General features: G+C 65.2%; 14 protein-coding genes. 7 read left to right on the top strand and 7 right to left on the bottom strand.

From position 1 onward, the window contains the following. Position 1 precedes the first annotated feature (1 nt). The gene (gene polX / locus V6K60_RS08395; protein WP_332450072.1) at positions 2–1,735 is read left to right on the top strand and encodes a DNA polymerase/3'-5' exonuclease PolX; all 1,734 of its coding nucleotides are present in this window, start codon (positions 2–4) and stop codon (positions 1,733–1,735) included. A gap of 14 nt (positions 1,736–1,749) precedes the next feature. On the opposite strand, the gene V6K60_RS08390 is transcribed toward polX, so the two are convergent. Next, positions 1,750–2,205 carry an FKBP-type peptidyl-prolyl cis-trans isomerase gene (locus V6K60_RS08390; protein ID WP_332450071.1) on the bottom strand — a complete coding sequence of 152 codons (456 nt, stop codon included), beginning with the start codon at positions 2,203–2,205 and terminating at the stop codon, positions 1,750–1,752. A gap of 97 nt (positions 2,206–2,302) precedes the next feature. Next, positions 2,303–2,914 carry an FkbM family methyltransferase gene (locus tag V6K60_RS08385; RefSeq protein WP_332450070.1) on the bottom strand — a complete coding sequence of 204 codons (612 nt, stop codon included), beginning with the start codon at positions 2,912–2,914 and terminating at the stop codon, positions 2,303–2,305. Positions 2,915–3,231: 317 nt separating this feature from the next. Between V6K60_RS08385 and V6K60_RS08380 the strand changes: the two genes are divergently transcribed. Next, positions 3,232–4,491 (top strand): glycosyltransferase, encoded by a 1,260-nt coding sequence (locus V6K60_RS08380; RefSeq protein WP_332450069.1) that lies wholly within the window; start codon positions 3,232–3,234, stop codon positions 4,489–4,491. Between the two features lie 562 nt (positions 4,492–5,053). Here the strand turns inward: V6K60_RS08380 and V6K60_RS08375 are convergent. Beyond that, complete coding sequence (locus V6K60_RS08375) at positions 5,054–6,643, bottom strand: DEAD/DEAH box helicase (protein ID WP_332450068.1); 1,590 nt, start codon at positions 6,641–6,643, stop codon at positions 5,054–5,056. A 91-nt stretch (positions 6,644–6,734) separates the two neighbouring features. Between V6K60_RS08375 and V6K60_RS08370 the strand changes: the two genes are divergently transcribed. After that, the gene (locus tag V6K60_RS08370; protein WP_332450067.1) at positions 6,735–7,454 is read left to right on the top strand and encodes a uracil-DNA glycosylase family protein; all 720 of its coding nucleotides are present in this window, start codon (positions 6,735–6,737) and stop codon (positions 7,452–7,454) included. A 6-nt stretch (positions 7,455–7,460) separates the two neighbouring features. On the opposite strand, the gene V6K60_RS08365 is transcribed toward V6K60_RS08370, so the two are convergent. Together V6K60_RS08365 and V6K60_RS08360 are read right to left on the bottom strand one after the other, a co-directional pair. Then, positions 7,461–8,138 carry an Hsp20/alpha crystallin family protein gene (locus tag V6K60_RS08365; RefSeq protein ID WP_332450066.1) on the bottom strand — a complete coding sequence of 226 codons (678 nt, stop codon included), beginning with the start codon at positions 8,136–8,138 and terminating at the stop codon, positions 7,461–7,463. Between the two features lie 52 nt (positions 8,139–8,190). Then, the gene (locus V6K60_RS08360; protein ID WP_332450065.1) at positions 8,191–8,622 is read right to left on the bottom strand and encodes a hypothetical protein; all 432 of its coding nucleotides are present in this window, start codon (positions 8,620–8,622) and stop codon (positions 8,191–8,193) included. 88 nt (positions 8,623–8,710) lie between these two features. Here V6K60_RS08360 and V6K60_RS08355 point away from each other — a divergent pair, with 88 nt between their 5' ends. Continuing rightward, positions 8,711–9,559, top strand: coding sequence for an MBL fold metallo-hydrolase (locus tag V6K60_RS08355; RefSeq protein ID WP_332450064.1), 849 nt, complete (start codon positions 8,711–8,713; stop codon positions 9,557–9,559). A gap of 32 nt (positions 9,560–9,591) precedes the next feature. On the opposite strand, the gene V6K60_RS08350 is transcribed toward V6K60_RS08355, so the two are convergent. Both V6K60_RS08350 and V6K60_RS08345 read right to left on the bottom strand, forming a co-directional pair. Next, on the bottom strand, positions 9,592–10,158 hold the full coding sequence (locus V6K60_RS08350; protein ID WP_332450063.1) for a GNAT family N-acetyltransferase: 567 nt from the start codon (positions 10,156–10,158) through the stop codon (positions 9,592–9,594). A gap of 60 nt (positions 10,159–10,218) precedes the next feature. Beyond that, positions 10,219–10,998 carry a winged helix-turn-helix transcriptional regulator gene (locus V6K60_RS08345; protein ID WP_332450062.1) on the bottom strand — a complete coding sequence of 260 codons (780 nt, stop codon included), beginning with the start codon at positions 10,996–10,998 and terminating at the stop codon, positions 10,219–10,221. 128 nt (positions 10,999–11,126) lie between these two features. Between V6K60_RS08345 and V6K60_RS08340 the strand changes: the two genes are divergently transcribed. The 3 genes from V6K60_RS08340 to V6K60_RS08330 all read left to right on the top strand — a co-directional run. Next, entirely contained in the window at positions 11,127–12,707 is a 1,581-nt protein-coding gene (locus V6K60_RS08340; RefSeq protein ID WP_332450061.1) for a hypothetical protein, read from the top strand. Beyond that, positions 12,704–13,429 (top strand): hypothetical protein, encoded by a 726-nt coding sequence (locus V6K60_RS08335; RefSeq protein ID WP_332450060.1) that lies wholly within the window; start codon positions 12,704–12,706, stop codon positions 13,427–13,429. The genes V6K60_RS08340 and V6K60_RS08335 overlap by 4 nt, the downstream gene beginning before the upstream one ends. Positions 13,430–13,466: 37 nt before the next feature. Beyond that, positions 13,467–13,987 (top strand): hypothetical protein (locus V6K60_RS08330; RefSeq protein ID WP_332450059.1); only part of this gene is annotated, 521 nt, incomplete at its 3' end.

The following is a 13,987-nucleotide window of genomic DNA, read 5'->3' as shown; positions in this document are numbered from 1 at the left end:
CGTGGAACGTCTCTCCCGGACGACCAACCTCGAGGTCGCGGCGATCTTCTACGAGGTCGCCGACCTCCTGGAGATCAAGGGTGTCCGGTTCAAACCGCAGGCCTACCGGCGGGCGGCACAGGCGATCGAGACCCTGCCGGCTGATATCGCCACCGTCGCCCGGGAAGGGCGCCTCAACGAGATTCCCGGGGTCGGGAAGGGCATCGCTGCGAGCATCAACGAGATCGTCGAGACCAGCAGCCTTGCACACCTGACGTCGCTCCGCGAGGAGCTCCCCGAGGGCGTCCAGCACCTGACCCAACTCGAGGGGATCGGGCCGAAGAAGGCGATCGCCCTCTCCCGGGACTTCGGTATCCGGACCGTCGACGACCTGGAGGCGGCGGCAGCGGCCGGCCGGCTTCGCGACCTCCCCGGGTTCGGGGAGAAGACCGAAGCGAACATCCTCGTGAGCATCCGGGTGAGCAAGACCGCCCGGGAGCGCCGCCTCCTCGGAGAGATCCTGCCCATCGCCCGGGATATCGAGCGGCGGCTCGCATCGCTCGATTCGGTCCGGCAGGTCAGCCTCGCCGGCTCGATACGCCGCAGGAAGGAGACGATCGGGGATGTCGACATTCTCGTGGCCTCCACCCTCCCCGAAGAGGTGATGGAGGTCTTCTCCACGCTCCCCGGGGTCTCGCGGGTCCTCGCCCGGGGGACGACGAAGACCTCGGTGGTGCTTTCGACCGGCATCCAGGTCGACCTCCGGGTGGTGGAAGAGGACCACTTCGGGGCCGCCCTCCAGTACTTCACGGGTTCAAAAGAGCACAACATCGCGTTGCGCAAACTTGCCATCGCGAGGAACTGGCGGCTGAACGAGTACGGCCTCCTCGACCTTGCAAGCGGCCGCACGATCGCGGGCGAGGACGAGGCGGGAGTCTACCGGGCCCTCGGTCTCGCCTGGATCGAGCCGGAACTCCGCGAGGACCGCGGCGAGGTCGAGGCCGCACGGGCCGGGACGCTCCCCGACCTCGTCGGCTACGACGCAATCAGGGGCGACCTCCACGTCCACACCACCTGGAGCGAGGGCCATCATTCCATCGAGGAGATGGCGGAGGCAGCGCGGGCGCTCGGCTACGAGTACATCGCCATCTGCGACCATGCCGAGAGCCTCCATATCGCCCGCGGCCTCTCCCCCGAACGCCTGGCCGACCAGGTCCGCGAGATCGAGCGGATCAACCGGGCGGCCGAGGACGGGTTCACCCTCCTCTCCGGGACCGAGTGCAACATCGGGATGGACGGGACGATCGACCTTTCGGACCGCACCCTCGCCGACCTCGACGTGGTCGTCGCGAGCGTCCACTCGGGGTTCAAACAGACCGGGGAAGAGATGACCGAACGGGTCATCGCGGCGATGCAGAACGAGTACGTTGACATCATCGGCCACCCGACGGGCCGGATCCTCCTCTCCCGGGAGCCCTACCGTATCGACCTCGCCGCGGTCTTCGATGCCGCGGCATCCCTCGGCGTCTCGATGGAGATCAACGCCTTCCCCGGGAGGCTGGACCTCTCCGACGTCAACGCCCGGTCTGCCCGCGATCACGGCGTCTCCTTCTCGCTCGGCTCGGATGCGCACAGCCGGGAGAACCTTCGTTCCATGGAGTTCGGGGTCGCGACCGCCCGGCGGGGGTGGCTCTCTCCCGACGATATCATCAACACCCGCCCGCTTGCGGAGTTACGGCGATCCCTGCGGTCGTAAGGGAGGGTCGCCGGTCACCCGGCTGCCTGCTCCGGCACAGCCCCGACGACCTCGACGAGCTGGATCTCGAACGTCAGGGGTTGCCCGGCCAGCGGGTGATTGGCGTCCAGCGTCACGGTCGACTCCGAGACCTCGCTGACGACGACGACGGCCGCCCTCCCGTCCGGCTGCTGGACCTGGAGTTGCTGGCCCGGCTCGGGGTCGATCTCCTCGGGGAACTGCGCCCGGTCGACCGTGAGCGTCATATCCTCTCGACGTGGGCCGTATGCCTCTTCAGGCGAGAGCCGGGCAGTCTTTGTCTCGCCCGGCTCCATCCCGACCACGGCCTTCTCGAACCCCGGGATGATCTCTCCGTCGCCGATGGTGAACTCAATCGGCGTTCCCTCGCCTGAGGTGTCGAATACCGTGCCGTCTTCCAGTTTTCCGGTGTAGTGTACCCTGACGGTATCGCCTTCTTTTGCCTGTGCCATGCTCTCACCGGCGGGGTGGTGATCCCGGGCTCCTATTTATGCGTGCCGGACGAGCCTGGAACACCGGTCCACGGGAGAGATCTCCCGGATCGGCCCGTCACCTGCCGTTCTTCCGGACGGCGTGCAGGACCCCCATCACGCCCATGACATCGTACCCGGGCGTCCGGTCGATCACAAAATCGTAGTGTTCTCCGATGTAGTCGAGGAGCGCCCGGTTCATCGGCCCGCCGATCGGGGGCATGTGGAGTTCCATCTCGATGCGGCGCACCCCGTCGAGATCTCCGGGCCGGATACACCATTCCGCCCCTTCGCAGTCGCACTTCAGGAAGTCGCATCCTCCCGCCATGGCGGCGAGATCCCCGAGGGTATGGGTCGCCACGGTGCGGGTCTCGCACCCCCAGGTGATCCGCGCCGCCTCTCCGTCGCCGAGCGCCCCGTCGACCACCGTGACGCCGGCATTATTTGCCCGGACGTTCTCCCGGAGCGCCTCCGCGAGGACGGGTTCGACGGCCAGGACGTGCCGTGACCGCCAGGCGGCACGGATGCAGAAGGCGCCGATGTTCGCCCCGATATCGAGGACGACATCGTCCGGCCGGATGTCGTCGAAGTGGTACTCGCCGACGATGTAGACGGCGTCGGCCCCGTCGGGCATCCTCCTGAAAGTCACGCCGTCGTGCGTGGTGACCGAAGATGCGTCGTCCTGGTACACTCTCTAACGTTAGGGCCCCGGGATATATGGGCGTTCCTCCCGACTGCCGCAATCGCCCTCTGCCCCAACGGAGCCCCCGCGCTCTCCCGGCGGGGGCCACCCGGGAGGCCCCGATTCATGCCATATTATTAACTCTTTTTGTATTGCCCCTCTGATATGCGCATGACGTTTTTCCCTTTATGTCTCATATAAACCCTTCTCTGGGTCTAATAATCGATTAAAATTAATATATTATTATCGATATATTTATAATCCTGGCACGCCGATACTGTATCGTAGTACGCCTCCACACCCATCTTTTCAAGGGGAGATCTGCAATGGCCTACATGGACGGAATAACCTGTATCTGCGACAACGGCCGGACGCTTGAGGACCACCGGCCCATCGTCGGCGACGATGTCATCTCCGGGATCTACCGCAAGGCGGCGGCGCTCCAGGGGAAACGGGTCCTTCACGTGAACTCGACCTACCAGAGCGGCGGCGTTGCGGAGATGATCCTCTCGCTGGTTCCGCTCATGAACGACGTCGGGGTCAGGACACAGTGGAACATCCTGAACGGCGAAGGCGACTTCTTCACGATCACCAAGAACTTCCATAACGCGCTCCAGGGGCAGCCGATCGCGTTCTCGGACGAGGAGAAAGGCCTCTACCTCCGGACGAACGAGTCCTTCTCCGGGCAGATGACGATCGATCAGGACCTCGTCGTCATCCACGACCCGCAGCCCCTGCCGCTGATCCGGTTCTACGAGAAGACCCAGCCCTGGGTCTGGCGGTGCCACGTCGACCTCTCGAACCCTGACCCCGCTCTCTGGGAGTTCCTCAGGGGCTTTGTCCTCGACTACGACCGGATGGTCATCTCCCACGACCAGTACCGGCGGTGCGGGATGCCGATGGAGCAGTGGATCTGCCGGCCGGCGATCGACCCGCTCTCGGAGAAGAACCGCGACCTCTCCGATGCCGAGATCGAGGGCCTCCTTGCGAAGTACAACGTGCCGGTCGACAAACCGCTGATCACCCAGATCTCGCGGTTCGACAAGTGGAAGGACCCCGAAGGCGTCGTCGACGTCTTCGCCCGGGTGCGCGAGCACGTCGACTGCCGGCTGGTCCTCTGCGGGAGCATGGCCCCCGACGACCCCGAAGGCTGGGAGATCTACCGGCGGGTCGAGGAGAAGGCGCGGAAATACATCGATGCCGGCGACGTCATCCTGATCACTGCTGAAGACCACCTGCTGGTCAACGCCCTGCAGCAGGTCTCATGCGTCATCCTCCAGAAGTCGCTCAGAGAGGGCTTCGGCCTGACCGTCACCGAGGGGCTCTGGAAGGGGCGGCCGGTCATCGCATCCCGCGTCGGCGGGATACCGCTCCAGATCGAGGACGGCGAGACCGGGTTCCTCCTCGAACCGACCGACACGGACGGCTTCGCCTGGAGGATCCGGCAGGTCCTGGAGAATCCCGAACTCGGGGAGCGGCTCGGCCGGGCCGGGAAGGAGCATGTCCGGCAGCACTTCCTGATCACCCGCCTCCTCTCGGATTACCTGGATATGCTGACCGCGGAACTGCTCACCCACAACACCTGACCGACAAAAAGAGTGGATGACCTCGGTCGCCCTGCAGGCGGGGAAGATCTCCTTCCCCCCGGGGTGCCCGGACGAGCGCATGAGTCCGGGCACCCGGCTTGTTCCGGAGGGGGGAGAACGCGCCGGGTCCGACTTCCCCTTCGCGTCCCCCCAATGCAGGGCGGATGGCACAGATGACCGGCTAAACCCGGGCAGGAGTTCGCAGCACACCTTTTTCTATGATATTGTCATTGGGTCACGGGGCAGATTTTTATGGATGTTTATATCAATGGCGATGAGACTCCGGAAGATCAAGAATGATACCTGTACCGGCTGACGTAACCACCCCCCGACGATGACAGAATACGCACCCGGGTATATAGTTGTTTCGCCGGACCGCTACCGGGTGCTGCACTCATGAAGAACCCCCCGCGTTCCCGGGTTGCCGTGAGGCACCCGTGCCGGGGAAAAAAGATGGAGGTCGCCGTGCAGGGTAAACGGTTCTGGATGAGCGCCGCATATGGTTCCGCGGTCCGGCTCTGGAGCCGGGAAATTTCCGGCTCCGGAGCCGGCCTGCAGGCCGTTATCGCTCGCCCGGCGCTCCGACGATCTCGATCGGCTGGGTCAGCCTGACCCGTGCGATGGTCTTTCCTTTCATCCCCTCGATGACCTGCTCGGCGAGTTCGATCGGGACGTCGACGGTGGAGTAGCGGTCGTAGATGTTGATCGCGCCGATGACGTTACCCGGGATCCCGGTCTCGCCCGCGAGCGCTCCGACGATGTCCTTCGGCCGGATCTGGTGCTCTCTTCCGACCGGGATCCTGAGGAGGGCGAGCCCCTGGGCCGGCTTGATGTCCTGCGGCAGACCCTGGCCCCTCTCGCCCCCGCCGAGTTCCAGTTTCAGGAGGGCGGCGGCAACCTCGAGCGCCGTGTAGTCCTCGGTTATGATGCGGTCGACCAGGTTCTCGTAGTGGTCGAGGTTGCCGTCGTCGATGACGTGCTGCACCCGCTCGATCAGTTTCCGCGTCCGGCTCTCCTCGACGTCGCCCTGCGTCGGGAGCGGGATGCGGGCGATCTTGATCTTGGTGTAGTCCTGGATCGTCCGGAGTTTGAAGTACTCCTTCGGGCCCACGAACGTGACGGCCCGCCCGGCCCGCCCGGCCCGTGCCGTCCGGCCTATCCGGTGGATGTAGTACTCGATGTCCTGGGGAACGTCGTAGTTGATGACCAGGTCGACGTCCTCGACGTCGATACCCCGTGCGGCGACATCGGTTGCCACGAGCATATCGATGTTCCCGGCGCGGAACTTCGCCATCACCCGGTCCCGGAGGACCTGCTTCATGTCGCCGTGGAGACCCTCGGCGAAGTAGCCCCGGGCCTGGAGGTGGGTGGTCAGTTCGTCGACGCCCTTCTTGGTGTTCGAGAAGATCAGGGTCAGTTCGGGGTCGTAGAGGTCGAGCAGCCGGGAGAGGACCTCGAGTTTATCCCTGCTCCGCACCTCCAGGTAGAGCTGCTCGATCTGCGGCACGGTCACTTCCCGGCGTGCGACCGAGATGAACTCGGGGTTCTTCTGGAACCGCTTTGAGATCTCCAGGATGGGTTTTGGGAGGGTGGCCGAGAAGAGGACCGTCTGGCGGTCCTCCGGGGTCTCGTCGAGGATCTTCTCGATGTCCTCGCGGAACCCCATATCCAGCATCTGGTCCGCTTCATCGAGGACGACCAGGTGCACCCCGTCAAACGAGAGGGTCCCCCGGTCGAGGTGGTCGAGCACCCGTCCGGGCGTCCCGACGACGATCTGGACGCCGCGCTGCAGCCCCCGGAACTGCCGGTCGATCGGCTGGCCGCCGTAGATCGGGAGGATGTTGATGCCCCGGTGGTACTTCGCCAGGCGGGCGAACTCCTCGGCGATCTGGATGGCGAGTTCCCGGGTGGGGGAGAGGACGAGGACCTGGGTCGCCCGGCTGTCGGGGTCGACCCGCTCGATCGCCGGGACACCGAACGCTGCCGTCTTTCCGGTCCCCGTCTGGGCCTGGCCGGTCACGTCGCGCCCTTCGAGCAGCACGGGTATGGTGCGGGTCTGAATGGGCGTCGGCTCCTCAAAGCCCATATCTTCTATCGCCCGAAGCATCTTCTCTGAGATATTGAAATCCTTGAAGGTGATATTGTTCTCCATTCGTTCATCTCTTGGTGCTGATACCTCTTTATATGTCGCATCCCCGACCTGTTCTGCAACACATATCCGTTCTGGAGGCACACCTACCGGTATGGATCCTCTCCCGGTGAGTACTGCGGAGGTCTACCGGACCTACGCCGCCGGCCGTCCCGACCTCCGGGGGGTTCTCCTGCCCGACCTCCTGCCGCACGACGCCTGCGGTGCCGCAGAGCGGAGGCCCGGCCGCGTGAAGGTCCTCTTCGTCGCCGAGTCCCCGCCCTGGGCCGCCGGACGGCACGATGTCGCCGGACCTCCCGACTGCCTGCGTCCCGACTACCCCTACTTCTGGAACGACCGCTACGACCGGGCGGCATACCGCCGGGGGACCTCGCCGCTCTCCCTCGGGCTCGCGGAGAACCTCTTTTTCCTGCTCGGGCTTGACGGTCCGTCACGCCGGGAGAACCTCGACCTCTTCGCCGGCCAGGGCCTCTTCCTCGTCGACACGGTCAAGTGTGTCTTCCGGAAGAACCGGAAGGCGTCCATCCCGAACGACCTCGTCAGGTTGAGCGCCCGGGAGGTCCTCGCACCGGAGATCGCCGCCCTTGGACCGGAGTACGTCGTCTCCCTCGGGAACACGGCGCTTTCCGGGCTCCGGGAGATCGAGCCCTACGCGACCGCTCTTTGTGGTGCCCAAACGGTCACGACGATCCCGGGGGAGGCACTCTTTGAGGAGAACCGCCTCCTCTGCCTGCCCTACCCGGGCTGGCGCAACCGGCGCTACCTGGACCGGATCGAGTCGGGGTTTAGGTCCATCAGGGACCTGGTCTCGTGACGGGCGTTACCCCGCGAGTTTCTTCTTTCCCTCCTCGTACAGCCTCTTCTTCTGCTCCCGGAGTTCTGCAGCGTTCTTCTGCTCTTCGGCACTCCCCGTCTCGGGGATCGTGATCTTCTCTGCCGCCTCCTCCAGTTCCCGGGAACTCAGGTACCCGGACGGTCTCATCTTCTCCCGGTCCTCCCGGTACTCCCTCTCGACCTGCTCCCGGTGCTCCTCCCCGAGGGACTGGCCCTCCTCGCTGTGGAGCGGGATCTCTCTTCCGATCTCCTGGGCTACCTTCTTCAGCCGCACCTCCAGGACACCGTTCTTGAAGGTGGCACGCGCCCCCTCTCCCTCGACGTCGACGGGCAGGGTGGCCGTCCGGGAGATGGTGCCGACTCTCCGCTCCCGCACGAAGTATCCGGCCTGCTCCGTCTCGGTTGCCTCCTCCCGCCGGGCGGTGATCCGCAGCGTTCTCGGGTCGAGAAGCCGGACCGATATCTTCTCCGTATCCACCCCGGGGAGGTCGGCGACGACCATGACCTCCGTCTCGTCCTCTCTGACGTCGAGCATCGTTCCGGCGGCGCCCATCGAGGAGCCTCCCGATATCCGTCCCATCAGATCGCTGAACTGCTTCTGCATCTCCCCGAGCATCTCGTCGAACTCAGCCCGGAGCCCGCGTGGTGGCCCTCTCCATGCCATGATCTACTTCTCCTGCCTCTCATTCAGGCAGGGTCAGAGAGTATGAACAGGATTATATAGGTTCCTCTGCGGGGCGACGGTGTAGGCGGAGGAGGACGAGACCCGCGAGTATCACCAGGCTCCCGGCGATGACCGACTCGAGAGGCAGCGTGAACGCGAGCACCACGCACCCCGGGAGGCCGACGGCGGGCAGGACCCGGCTGTAGAGCCGCTCGCCCGGCTTCAGCCTGCAAGCGGCAAGGTTCGTCACCGCGTAGTAGAGGAGCACGCAGAACGAGCTGAAGCCGATCGCCGGGCGGAGGTCGACCGGGAGCACCGTTGCGACCAGGACCGCGCCGACGACGAGCCCGGCCCCCGCGGCGGCTGCAGCGGGCGCAAGGGCGGTGAAGATCCTCGCGCCGATCATCGAACCGAGCCCTACGGCGACCGCATCGGATAGGGTCAGGCTACGCTTGAGCCGGGTCTCTCCCCCGGTTCCGGGCATGTCCCCCGGTGGATCGGGGACGGGTATATCTGTTGGGCCGGGCCCCCCGCCCATGGGTTGATATAGGGTGAGTCTCCAGTCGGGTGCCATGACCCCTCTGACCGCAGAAGAAACGGCCCGGAAGACGGCGGTCGTGCTGCCAGCTGCCGGCGTCGTGACCGTCATCCCCCGGGAGAACCTGAGGATCCACACCTACGAGGCCCCGGAGATGGCGGTCTATGTCAACTCGCACATCCTTGAGACGGAGAATGGCCTGATCGTCGTCGACACGCAGCTCCTCCGTCCCCACGCGGAGGAGTTTCGCAGGTACGCCGAGAGTCTCGCCAAACCGATCGACCGCGTCATCATCACGCACAGCCACCCGGACCACTGGTTCGGCTCCGAATACTTCCGGGACGTCCCCATCCACGCCCTTGCGGAGGTCGCAGACGGGATCGTGGGCGGCGGGGAGGCGATGATCCAGGGCTATGCCCCGATCTTTTCCGACGCGATCACGGAGACGGTGACGGCGCCGGAGCATATCATCCGGCCGGGAACCGAGACGATCGACGGTGTCGCGCTCACCTACGAGAAGGCCGAGGGGGCTGAGGCCGGTGTCAACCTCGTCATCGAACTCCCGGAGAGCCGGGTGCTCCTCGCGCAGGACATGGTCTATAACCGGGTCCACGTCTTCCTGCAGCAGAAAGAGATGGGCCCCTGGCTCGCCCACCTCCGCCGCTACCTGGAGAAGGAGTACGACTTCGTCCTTCCGGGCCACGGGCTGCCGGCGAACATGCAGGCGCTTGTGGATATGATCGGGTACCTGGAGACGGCAGAGACCGCGCTCGCGGCGAGCAATGACGTCCCGACCCTGAAAGAGCACCTGGTCGGGAAGTACCCGTTCTACCGGGGGGACTACATCCTCGATATCAGCGGGAGGTACCTCTACGGGGCGTGAGAAAGAGCGGGTCAAAAAAGAGGGGGTGGTCGTCAGACCGATGCGTCGGGCTTCTTCAAGACGTAGGCGACCGTCCCCTCCTCGAATCCCTCGCCGGCACGGACGAACCCGTTCTTCTCCAGCACCTGGATGGATGCGGCGAGGTCCGGGTAGATTGCCGCCTCGATCTGCCGGATGCCCGGGATGGCGAAGAGTGCGGGGATGAGGTGGCGGACCGCCTCCGTTGCATACCCCTTGCCCTGGAACTCGTCGAGGACCGAGTAGCCGATCAGCACCCGGTCCTCCGTCTCCTCGAGCGTCGGGGGCGTGGCCGTCCCCCCGGTGCCGATGAGGACCCGTCCGCCCGCTGCCGGGTCGTCAAGCACCCAGTACCAGGCAGCGAAGAGCGGGTCGCCGCCTTCGCCCAGCATCTGGATGAACGCCACGAGCGTCTCGTCGTCGAGGAGCGGTGGCGGCCACGACCCCGGGATCTCGGCATCGAGGAGGCATCCAAGGTTCTCGCGGTCGTTACGGTCGGCCTCGAGGATCTCAAGCGTTGCCGGGACCAGATCCAGGTGCTCGGTCCGGATGCGGGTGGGTTTCATGGTAGTCACAGCCATATTACGATCATCTACGGCGGCGGTTCTTATTGATTGCGGAGCGGGTTCTATGCCGGGGCCTTACCCCTCGATGCCTGCACGCTCACCCGGTCGCGGCGTTCCCTGGAGCCCACCAGCGGCCCGTTCCCTGATGACCATCGCAGACTCTTCCGAGAGAGAATACCGGACGTCTCCCCTCATCTTCTCCTGGAGGACGATCCCGTCGGCCTTCAGCCGCTGGAGATGCCACGAGACCGACGAGGCGGTGATCCCGAGACGTTGTGCAAGTTCCCGTCTTGATATCGCCGGGCTCTCCAACAGGATGGCGAGGATCTCCTGCGTGGTGGGGTTCCGGAGATGGATGAGCACCTTCGCCTCGAGCGCCGAGTACTTCTGCCGGTTCTCAAAGTATCCCGTCTGTCCCTCGACCACGGCGGTAGCGATCATCCCGAACTCCTGCAGTCTCCCCAGGTGGTACCTCACGGTTCCCCGGTTCGCCCCGAGGTCCTGGATGAGGGTACCGAGGCGGATGCCAGGGTGGGCGCAGATGTGGTCGTAGATCGCTGTCCGGGTCTCGTGCTCGAGTGCAGCGCGTTTTGTGATCCGGCGGTAGCCGAAGAAGAGCCAGACGTTCAACAGGAACAGGAGATTGACGACGACCAGAAGTTCGGGAGAGGTTCCGATGAGATAACTGGAGATCAGGATCTGGGGCGGGACCTGCCACCACTCGAGAGGTGTCAGGTCCTGGGGCGGGCGGTCGGGTATGTAGTCGTCGCCGACCGGGCTGACCGTATAACCTGCGGCAGCACAGGCAGGAAGAGCGACCAGAAGAAGAAGCAGGACGGCCAGCCAGCGTCGCATGCTACAGGGGTTGGACTCCAGCACCTTGACCTTTGCGTTTTGCCGGCGGACATTCCCGACCGATTGCAGGGAAACGGGTAGACGAACGGCACAGAAACCGTATATAATCTCGCGTCCCAGTTCCCACTATGATAGAGGAAAAGGCGCCTGGAATGGGCCGGGGTCGCATCGTCGGCGCCGCGGTCGGTATCGGACTCCTTGGCGGGGCAGCCTTCCTCGGGGTGGTGGAGGCGCTCTCGCGCTGCTGGATCGGACTGTTCGGCTACACCCGGAGCCTTGCCGGGATCGGGATCACGCACGAATTCGTCTCGATCCTGCTGGTCGTCTTTTTTGCGGGGTTCTTCGCGGCGTACGCGAACGGCACCGCCGCCCGGCGCACCCAGATCCTCTCCGCCGTCCTTGCCGGCGCGGTCGCCGGAATCACCGCCCGGACGCTCCTCTTCGTGGGCGACACCGGCTACCTCATCCACTCGCTCATCGCGACCCGCGGGCAGGTTCTCCTCCTCGTCGGCGGCGCGATGCTGGTCGCCGGGCTCGGGGGCCTGGTCGGGTCGTTCCTCGATCCGGAGCGGCCGTACCGGGACCTTCTCCCGGTTGCGGTGGTCACGGTCGCGTTCATCACCGCCCCGCCGCTCCTTGCGATGGCCGGAATCGTCGTGGGCGTCATTCCCCCCACGCCCTACTCCGGCGGTCCGCCCGCACCGGAGACCGACATCCTGGTCCTCAAGGTCTCCGCCACAGGCGATATCGAGTGGGAGATGCGGGCCGACATCGGTGCCTACGACCAGCCCGGCGCCCTGGTCGAATGCCGGGACGGTTACGCTCTCGCGGTCACGGAGTACGGCCGGGAGGGTAATACGGTGCACATTCTCACCTGCGACGAACGGGGGAATGCCTGGGACCGGATTGCCTTCGAGATCGGGTTCGCCCGCGTGAGCGCGCTCGTCCCGGCGGACGGCGGCGGGTTCCTCGCGACCACGGGGATGCCCGGGATCGTCCGCGTCGATGCCGGGGGCGAGGTGGTCTGGGAGCGGTCCTTCGTCGCCGAAAGCCAGGGGATGGCGCCCGTCTCGCTGCTTGCTCAAGACGGCCGGTACGTCGCGGCCTGGGAGGATAAGGTCGCCTGCTTCGACGACAACGGCACCCGGCTCTGGCAGACCTCGATCGAGGCTGCAGGCGGCATCAACTACCACCCGGTCTATCAGGCCCCCGGGGGTGGGGCGCTCGTCTTTGTAGAGGGGCAGAACGCCTCGGCCGGCGGCCATGTCGAGACCTACCCGCAGGCTGTCCGCCTGGACGAGAACGGCACCGTCCTCTGGACACGGGACTTCGGGAGCGGGGGGTTCAACGAACTCCTGGGTGCCCGGGAGGCGGCGCCGGGACGGTTCGCGGTTCTCTATCGGTCGATGACCTTCTCCGAGTACTTCTGGAGCGGTGTCGAACGGGTCAGCCATGGCTACCTCGCTACGCTCGACGACGACGGCGAGGTGACGGATTGCCATACCCTCGAGGAGAGCAGCGGTGTCGTGGTTCCGTCGCAGAACGGTTACCTCTCGGCCACCGCCGCCGATAAGGGCGTCACGCTCGTCGGCAGGGATGCCGCGGACAGCGAGGTCTGGCGGCAGGAGCAGCCGCTTGACCTCCACTCGCTCCGGTCCATCGGTACGGCGGACGGCGGCTACCTCGTCGCCGGGAGCGTCGCCGCATGAAGGACCGGTGGCTGGCGCTCGGCATCGCCATCGTGCTGGTCTTCGTCTTCTGGCGTGCTTTCTACGTCCCGCCCGGCTACGAGACGATACACTACGAGACCGTCCCCGTCCTCCCGGTGGAGCGGTACAACCCCCCGTTCATCGAGATCTGGGAGGCGATGGAGACCGAGATCCCGTTCGATAACCGGACAGCGAAGTCGCCGATGCTCGTCATGGACTTCGATGCGAACGGTTCGTTCACCTACATCCAATTCGCGTTCTTTGCCGATATGGGGGGGGAGCCCTGGGTCCACTCCGCCTTCGTCCTCCAGAACGGGAGCACCTACCTCTCGTCCCAGCGGCTCGATCACCGTCCTCCCCACGCCCACCCGCTCGGGGTCCTCGCCGCCGTCGACGATACCCCGTTCGACAAGATCTCTTACGGTAAGAAGGGGATGAGCCTGAAGGTCTTCTACCACGAGCAGAACCGGACCTACAACGACACCTACAGAAACATCTACGCAATCGAGAACGGCACCCTCCGCCCGCTGGAGTTCATCTCCTTTGCCACCCCCGAGGTCTGGAACACCATCGAGATCTACCCGAGGGACCCGCCGGACGAAGACCGGACGCCGACCGCCATCGATGAGGACCCCCGGGCGCTGGTCATCTTTCCTCCCCGGGAGATCGGCCTGGCGGAGAGGGTTGTGTACGCGGAGACGGACGGCACAGAAAGGATATAAATGGCCCCTCCCAACCGCTCATTCAAGGAGCCGAAGAATGAGACGAAACCTCTGGATGATCCTCTGTATCCTCGTGCTGATATCAGTCGCAGCCCCGGCGAGCGCCGGGGAGGAGCCGGTCGAGACCTCGACGTTCCTCTCCGTCACCTCCCCGAAGCAGTACGAGACGGTGTGGAGCGACCTTCTCCCGCGCGAGGCCACGGTCGTCGGCAGGGTCGAGGCTTCGAGCGGGATACGGGACGTCGTGGTCGAGAGTAGCGTCGGGAAGGTCTCGTGCGGGAACGCGACCAATTTCTCCTGCACCGTCCCGGTCGCTGAAGGAAACGAGACGATCACCGTGACCCTGATCGACAACCGGGGGGAGACCTCAGAGGCGACGCTGCACGTCTACGTCAACGTCGAGATCCCCCCGCCACCGTGGATCTATGTGCTCGGGACGGTGCGGGACGCCGACGGTCGGCCGGTCCCGAACGCAACGGTGAGGTTCGAATCCACCCTCCCGCTCGCCTGGGGACCGCACCCCGTGACGACCGGGACCGCCGGCGACGGCGGCTACCT

Source organism: Methanoculleus sp. (genome assembly GCF_036677455.1).
Classification (GTDB): domain Archaea; phylum Halobacteriota; class Methanomicrobia; order Methanomicrobiales; family Methanoculleaceae; genus Methanoculleus.
The sequence above is the reverse complement of the archived record's forward strand: the minus strand, read 5'-3'. Positions and strand labels throughout refer to the sequence as shown.

Excerpts from the sequence above, each read along its gene's own strand:
- V6K60_RS08390 (WP_332450071.1), bottom strand. The coding sequence starts at position 2,205 with ATGGCACAGGCAAAAGAAGGCGATACCGTCAGGGTACACTACACCGGA.
- V6K60_RS08380 (WP_332450069.1), top strand. The coding sequence starts at position 3,232 with ATGGCCTACATGGACGGAATAACCTGTATCTGCGACAACGGCCGGACG.
- V6K60_RS08375 (WP_332450068.1), bottom strand. The coding sequence starts at position 6,643 with ATGGAGAACAATATCACCTTCAAGGATTTCAATATCTCAGAGAAGATG.
- V6K60_RS08370 (WP_332450067.1), top strand. The coding sequence starts at position 6,735 with ATGGATCCTCTCCCGGTGAGTACTGCGGAGGTCTACCGGACCTACGCC.
- V6K60_RS08365 (WP_332450066.1), bottom strand. The coding sequence starts at position 8,138 with ATGGCATGGAGAGGGCCACCACGCGGGCTCCGGGCTGAGTTCGACGAG.
- V6K60_RS08360 (WP_332450065.1), bottom strand. The coding sequence starts at position 8,622 with ATGCCCGGAACCGGGGGAGAGACCCGGCTCAAGCGTAGCCTGACCCTA.
- V6K60_RS08355 (WP_332450064.1), top strand. The coding sequence starts at position 8,711 with ATGACCCCTCTGACCGCAGAAGAAACGGCCCGGAAGACGGCGGTCGTG.
- V6K60_RS08350 (WP_332450063.1), bottom strand. The coding sequence starts at position 10,158 with ATGGCTGTGACTACCATGAAACCCACCCGCATCCGGACCGAGCACCTG.
- V6K60_RS08345 (WP_332450062.1), bottom strand. The coding sequence starts at position 10,998 with ATGCGACGCTGGCTGGCCGTCCTGCTTCTTCTTCTGGTCGCTCTTCCT.
- V6K60_RS08340 (WP_332450061.1), top strand. The coding sequence starts at position 11,127 with ATGATAGAGGAAAAGGCGCCTGGAATGGGCCGGGGTCGCATCGTCGGC.
- V6K60_RS08335 (WP_332450060.1), top strand. The coding sequence starts at position 12,704 with ATGAAGGACCGGTGGCTGGCGCTCGGCATCGCCATCGTGCTGGTCTTC.